4 protein-coding genes and 1 pseudogene are annotated in these 5,173 nt (G+C 58.3%); 3 read left to right on the plus strand and 2 right to left on the minus strand.

Features of this window, described 5'->3' with window-relative positions; all coding sequences use genetic code 11:
- Both AAFX91_RS38740 and AAFX91_RS38745 read left to right on the plus strand, forming a co-directional pair.
- Positions 1-1,139 (plus strand): thioesterase domain-containing protein (locus tag AAFX91_RS38740; RefSeq protein ID WP_394570011.1); only part of this gene is annotated, 1,139 nt, incomplete at its 5' end.
- Positions 1,140-1,156: 17 nt separating this feature from the next.
- A complete protein-coding gene (locus tag AAFX91_RS38745) occupies positions 1,157-1,879 on the plus strand; it encodes an SOS response-associated peptidase family protein (protein ID WP_394570013.1) in 723 nt (240 codons plus the stop codon).
- A 318-nt stretch (positions 1,880-2,197) separates the two neighbouring features.
- On the opposite strand, the gene AAFX91_RS38750 is transcribed toward AAFX91_RS38745, so the two are convergent.
- Entirely contained in the window at positions 2,198-2,800 is a 603-nt protein-coding gene (locus AAFX91_RS38750) for a plasmid pRiA4b ORF-3 family protein (protein WP_394570015.1), read from the minus strand.
- Positions 2,797-3,063 (minus strand): annotated as a pseudogene (locus AAFX91_RS38755) (transposase domain-containing protein); the annotation flags it as partial. The pseudogene AAFX91_RS38755 and the gene AAFX91_RS38750, both read right to left, overlap by 4 nt.
- Before the next feature lie 533 nt (positions 3,064-3,596).
- On the opposite strand from AAFX91_RS38755, the gene ltrA reads away from it, so the two are divergent.
- A complete protein-coding gene (gene ltrA / locus AAFX91_RS38760) occupies positions 3,597-5,072 on the plus strand; it encodes a group II intron reverse transcriptase/maturase (RefSeq protein ID WP_394570016.1) in 1,476 nt (491 codons plus the stop codon).
- Positions 5,073-5,173 lie beyond the last annotated feature (101 nt).

Below are 5,173 nucleotides of genomic sequence, written 5' to 3' on the forward strand. Positions count from 1 at the left end.
CGCCGCCTGCGGATGGGGCGTATGCGCATCGCGCTTACGCGCCGCCACAGGGCGAGATCGAGACGGCGCTGGCGCAGATCTGGGCCGAGCTTCTCGGTGTGGAGCGGGTCGGGCGGCACGACCACTTCTTCGAACTGGGCGGCCACTCGCTCTTGGCGGTGCAGCTGCTCAGTCGCGCAGTCGATCTCGGGCTCAAGTTCAGCGCCGCCGACCTCTTCCAAGCCCCCGTTCTAAAGGAACTTGCATCAAAGATTCATTTGGAACCACAGCCCAGCAGCTCGGGAGTGATTTGTGTTCGAGAAACCGGATCGCAGCCGCCGCTGTTCTTTGTTCCCACAGGTTTAGGCGATTGCTCCTATGTCCTTAGTTTGGTGCAGGAGATGGACGCAGGATGTCCTGTCTACACTTTGCCATGGCCGCCATTTAGTGAAGTTCAATTTCCAACTCTTAAAGAGATAGCCTCGCAACTAAATTTGGCAATTAGAGAGATCCAGCCACGAGGTCCATATCGGATCGCTGGATACTCATCAGGAGGAATCTTGGCTTACGCAATTGCGCAGCGGTTACTGGATCACGACGAAGCTCTTTCATTCATCGCTCTAATTGACGTTGTACTATCTTCAAATCCATCAAGCGTATCGCCCACCCAAAGGATACAAGAAGTGCTCCTGGAATCTCTCGAACTAGACGACGAAAGGTTCGAAATACTTGAACGCTTCGCTGGACGAAGTTCAATTTCTCAATTCCTGGAAAAGGCACAGAAAATTGGGGCGATCCCTCAGGATCGCAATCTCCACAGTGACATTCTGACGTATGAAAGGGCCATGCAGTTCCAATGGGCGCTGGACTCGTATCAAGCTCCATCCCTCCCGGTCGAGGTATACCAGTTCTATGCCAATGAACCTCTTCGCCATCGGGCACGATCTCGCAAGAATTCAATAGGTCCAGAAGCGCGTTCGCCTTTGCGGGGTTGGGACCGAATTTTGAGTACGGAGGCCATTCATGCTGTGCCAATTCCAGGTGACCACATAACGATGATGAATGTCCCGGCGAACCGCCTAATTCTGGCTCGATGCCTATCAACGGCCCTTGGCCAGTCAGCGACCGGCGCCAAACGGATTCCAATAAAGGGTTCATAGGGCACAGGCGGAAACGTATGCCGATGAAACGCTCTGAAACTACAAAGCGATTGGAGTATATGAATCTCATCGAAGGCGTGGCTTGTGGAAACAAGCAAGAAGAGGTCGTGACTTTGCGCATTCCGAGCACCCGTTGGCCGAAGAGAATCAGTCGCAGGGCCCCAACGAACCCAGATCACCGGGAAAGTCGCGTTCTTACGGGGGCGCAAGCGGGGAGTAGAACAAGAACGGCGCTGGTATTGCGTTTACATCCAGATACCGGCGCGCAAGTAGAAACAGCGATGCGCTGGGGATTGATCCCGCACTACGCTGACCGCCATCCCGATCTTCAGCCGCTCTACGCCCCCGCAGAAACTCTACCTCAGCAGCGCATGTTTCGCGAAGCTTATCGCAAACGACGATGCATCGTGCTTATGAAACAGTTCTATCAGAGAGATCGACAGCGCAGGCGTAAGATGATCGTGCATAAGAATGGCGAACATTTATGTCTCGCTGGAGTATGGGAAAACTGGCGCGATCCTGACACCGGCGCGTGGGAGCGTACATTCGCTATTGTAACAATAAAATCCGACGGAGTGATTGCAAGGGTGCACCAGCGAATGCCGCTAATTCTGAGCCAGCCCGATCTTAATCGCTGGATGAGCTTGGAAAGCGATCCACGGGAACTCCTAACACCGCGCTCGACCGCAGTTCCAATAGCAATCATTGATGCCAATATAGCTAAAGCGGGATGGGGTTAGGTTGAATCGATTTGGGATTGAACGAAGCCGCTGGCGCGGCATGTAGGGAGTCATTGAAATGGACCCGCGGAGCGGGACCGGTTGAACCGGCTTGTTAGTTGGAAACTGATCGCTCCTGATCCTTTTCTATCACGCAGCCAGAGATTCTGTCTGCTGCTGTTGCTGTGGGCATGTGGTCAACGCGTCAGCGTTGTCCACCATGTCCACAGCCTTGTCGGCGTGCATCCGCTCGCGCCAGACTGCCATCGGCGCGCGATAGCCGAGGGCCTGATGAAGGGTAAGCGTAGCTCCGAGGCCCATTTGATTGGCGCTTGACGTCTATTTTGAGCGCGTGGTGCGCCGGCGCGGCTTCCATATGTCGGACAACGCATTGACAGCGGCCTCAAGCGCCTTCCGGTCGACGACGTTGGGATCGAACTGCTCCGGGCCCCAGAGGCGCATATGTTCGTGCTCCGGATGGGTGGGGTCGCTGATGGCGTCGAGGTATTCGGCATAGCCTGGCGCACCGCCTACGTCTTCCGGAGGACAACGACCGGCGGCATCGAGCAAGAATGGAAGACCGTCCGTCGACGTGTTGTCGAACCACTTTTCGAGCTTGATCACATGATCCCAGCTATCGCCAAAGTCATAGAGATAATGGATCGTCTTGGCGCCGGTCTCTTGAACGATATTGGAGAGCCGGGTCTTGCGGGCATCGATAGGCTGGGGGCCAAAATCACCATCGGGATCAGGGATGCCCCAACGTCCTTCGCCAGCCAGGAACTCGAAGAGATGGCTATTCGTCCAGCCAAACGCCGCCTGAAGCGTCAGATGCAGCCGATCAAGGCGCAGCGTGAGCGGCACGACAAGGCATCGCATCACCTCCGGTTTCACGTCCTTGAGGGTCACCTTGATCCGGACAGCGGTCGTCTTGAGGCTCATGCCGCCAGCCTCGGATCGTGTGCATGCATCGTGTAGGTCGACGCCCATGGAAGCAGTTCGTCCAGTCGCGCCGCAGACCAGCCATTAACGAGCTTCGCGAGGACGTCGGAGAGCCAGTGCTCGGCGCTGACGCTATTGAGCTTACAGGTCTCGATTAACGAAGCTAGTACTGCCCAACTCTCGGCGCCCTCGTCGCAACCGGCAAAAAGGGAGTTCTTGGCGTTGAGCTTGATCGGCCGCATCGCACGCTCGACCGCATTCGTGTGTGTGCCTTGCAAGGCGCACTGTTCTCCCTGGTGGAAACCCAGGCCGGCTAACTCTCGCTCCAGCCGGAAGTATTCGGGGCGGGTCAGGAGGCGACGAATGACCTGAAGCACTCCGAAAATGAGCCCTTTCGAGGGTCGACGGTCCGCGCGGGCCGCAACGTGAGTGAGTGCGCCGGGAGACCGGCAAGGAGTATGTGGTGAAAGTCCACTGCGATGAAGGGTTAGCAATCCACGTCGCCCCCGATCCGTGCGCAGGCGCTCGCGAGGGCGTCGGCGAAGCGTCGGTAGGGGAGCGTATAGGCCAGCCATTGAGCCGCGAAACCGTTATCAACCTGGGTGCCGACGTTGTTTACTCCACGGAAGGCAAAATCGACAGGTGCGTTACTGCGAGCGCCTGCCGGACCCGGCGTGGTCTGAGACCCTGGCATGTACGGACGCTCTTTGTGCGGGAACCGGGAGGTCTTTGGATCGGCCATAGGCCTGTTTGGTCTGATGGTCCGTGGCGGGAAGGTGAGGAGCCGTAACCGGTGATGCACGATCCAGAGAAGTCTGACTCCGGCATAGTAGCGACGAAGCTGACGAACAAAGCCGGGCGACCGGCTGCGGAGTTGGCGGAGCCAAGGCCGGGGACCAAGGGGAACGCGGACCAGCAAACCACGCACCGGACACAGAGCCGGGCTCGCGTGACCCAGGCGCTGGACCGCGTACGGAAAGCCGCAAGGCAAAGGAAGAAGGAGCAGTTCACCGCGCTTCTCCACCACATCAACGTCGATATGCTCCGGACGGCGTTCTACGCGCTCAAGCGCAAAGCCGCCCCAGGCGTGGATGGCATGACGTGGCAGGATTACGAGTCGGACCTCGAACTCAGGCTTGAGGATCTGCACGGACGAGTCCATCGGGGAGCCTATCGGCCGCAACCGTCTCGCCGGACGTACATCCCGAAGGCGGATGGAAAGCAGCGACCGCTGGCGATCGCCGCCTTGGAAGACAAGATCGTCCAGGGCGCAACCGTCCTGGTGCTCAACGCAATCTACGAGGGCGACTTCGTCGGATTCTCCTACGGGTTCCGGCCCAGACGAGGACCGCATGATGCGTTGGACGCACTTTCGACGGCGATTAAACTGCGCAAAGTGAACTGGATTCTGGACGCCGACATCCAAAACTTCTTCGGCGCGGTCAGTCAAGATTGGCTGGTTCGCTTCGTGAAACACAGGATCGGCGACGAGCGCATCGTCCGCCTTGTCCAGAAGTGGCTCAAGGCGGGTATACTTGAAGACGGAGTCGTAACAGTCGATGACAGGGGAACGGGTCAAGGCTCGGTGATCTCACCGCTCCTTGCCAATATCTACCTGCACTACTGCTTCGATCTCTGGGCCGAGCGCTGGAGACGGCAGGAAGCCCGGGGCGACATGATCGTCGTGCGTTACGCCGACGATCTGGTGATCGGCTTCGAGCGTGAGGGCGACGCACGTCGCTTCCTCAATGCGATGCGTGATAGGCTTGGGAAATTTACGCTGACGCTCCACCCGGATAAGACCCGCCTGATTGAGTTCGGCCGCTTTGCGGCGACTGATCGCAAGAGGCGCGGGCTTGGAAAGCCGGAAACTTTCGCGTTCTTGGGCTTCACCTTCATCTGTGGATTATCGCGCCGCGGCACCTTCCAGCTTCAGCGGAAGACCCGACGCGACCGCATGCGGGCCAAGCTGAAGGACATCAAGGCAGAGCTACGGCGTCGAATGCACCATCCGATACCAGAACAGGGAAAGTGGCTGAGGCAGGTAGCGACTGGTCACTTCGCCTACTATGCGGTCCCAACCAATAGTCGGTCGCTCTCGGCGTTCCGGCACTGTGTAACCGACCTCTGGCGACGAACGCTCCGGCGGCGCAGCCAGAAAGACGGGTTCACATGGGAGCGTATGGCGAAGCTGATCAACGACTGGCTTCCCCCGCCGCGCATCCTTCATCCCTGGCCCGACAAACGCTTTGACGTCAAGCACCCAAGGTAGGAGCCGGATGCCTTAGTTGGGCGAGTCCGGATCTGTGCGGGTTGCGCCTTGCAAGCGCGTTGAAGTCTGCCGTCTGCGATGACGGCCGCGGCAAAGCCTAG

Origin of the sequence: Bradyrhizobium sp. 31Argb, from assembly GCF_043638955.1 — a bacterium.
GTDB lineage: Bacteria > Pseudomonadota > Alphaproteobacteria > Rhizobiales > Xanthobacteraceae > Bradyrhizobium.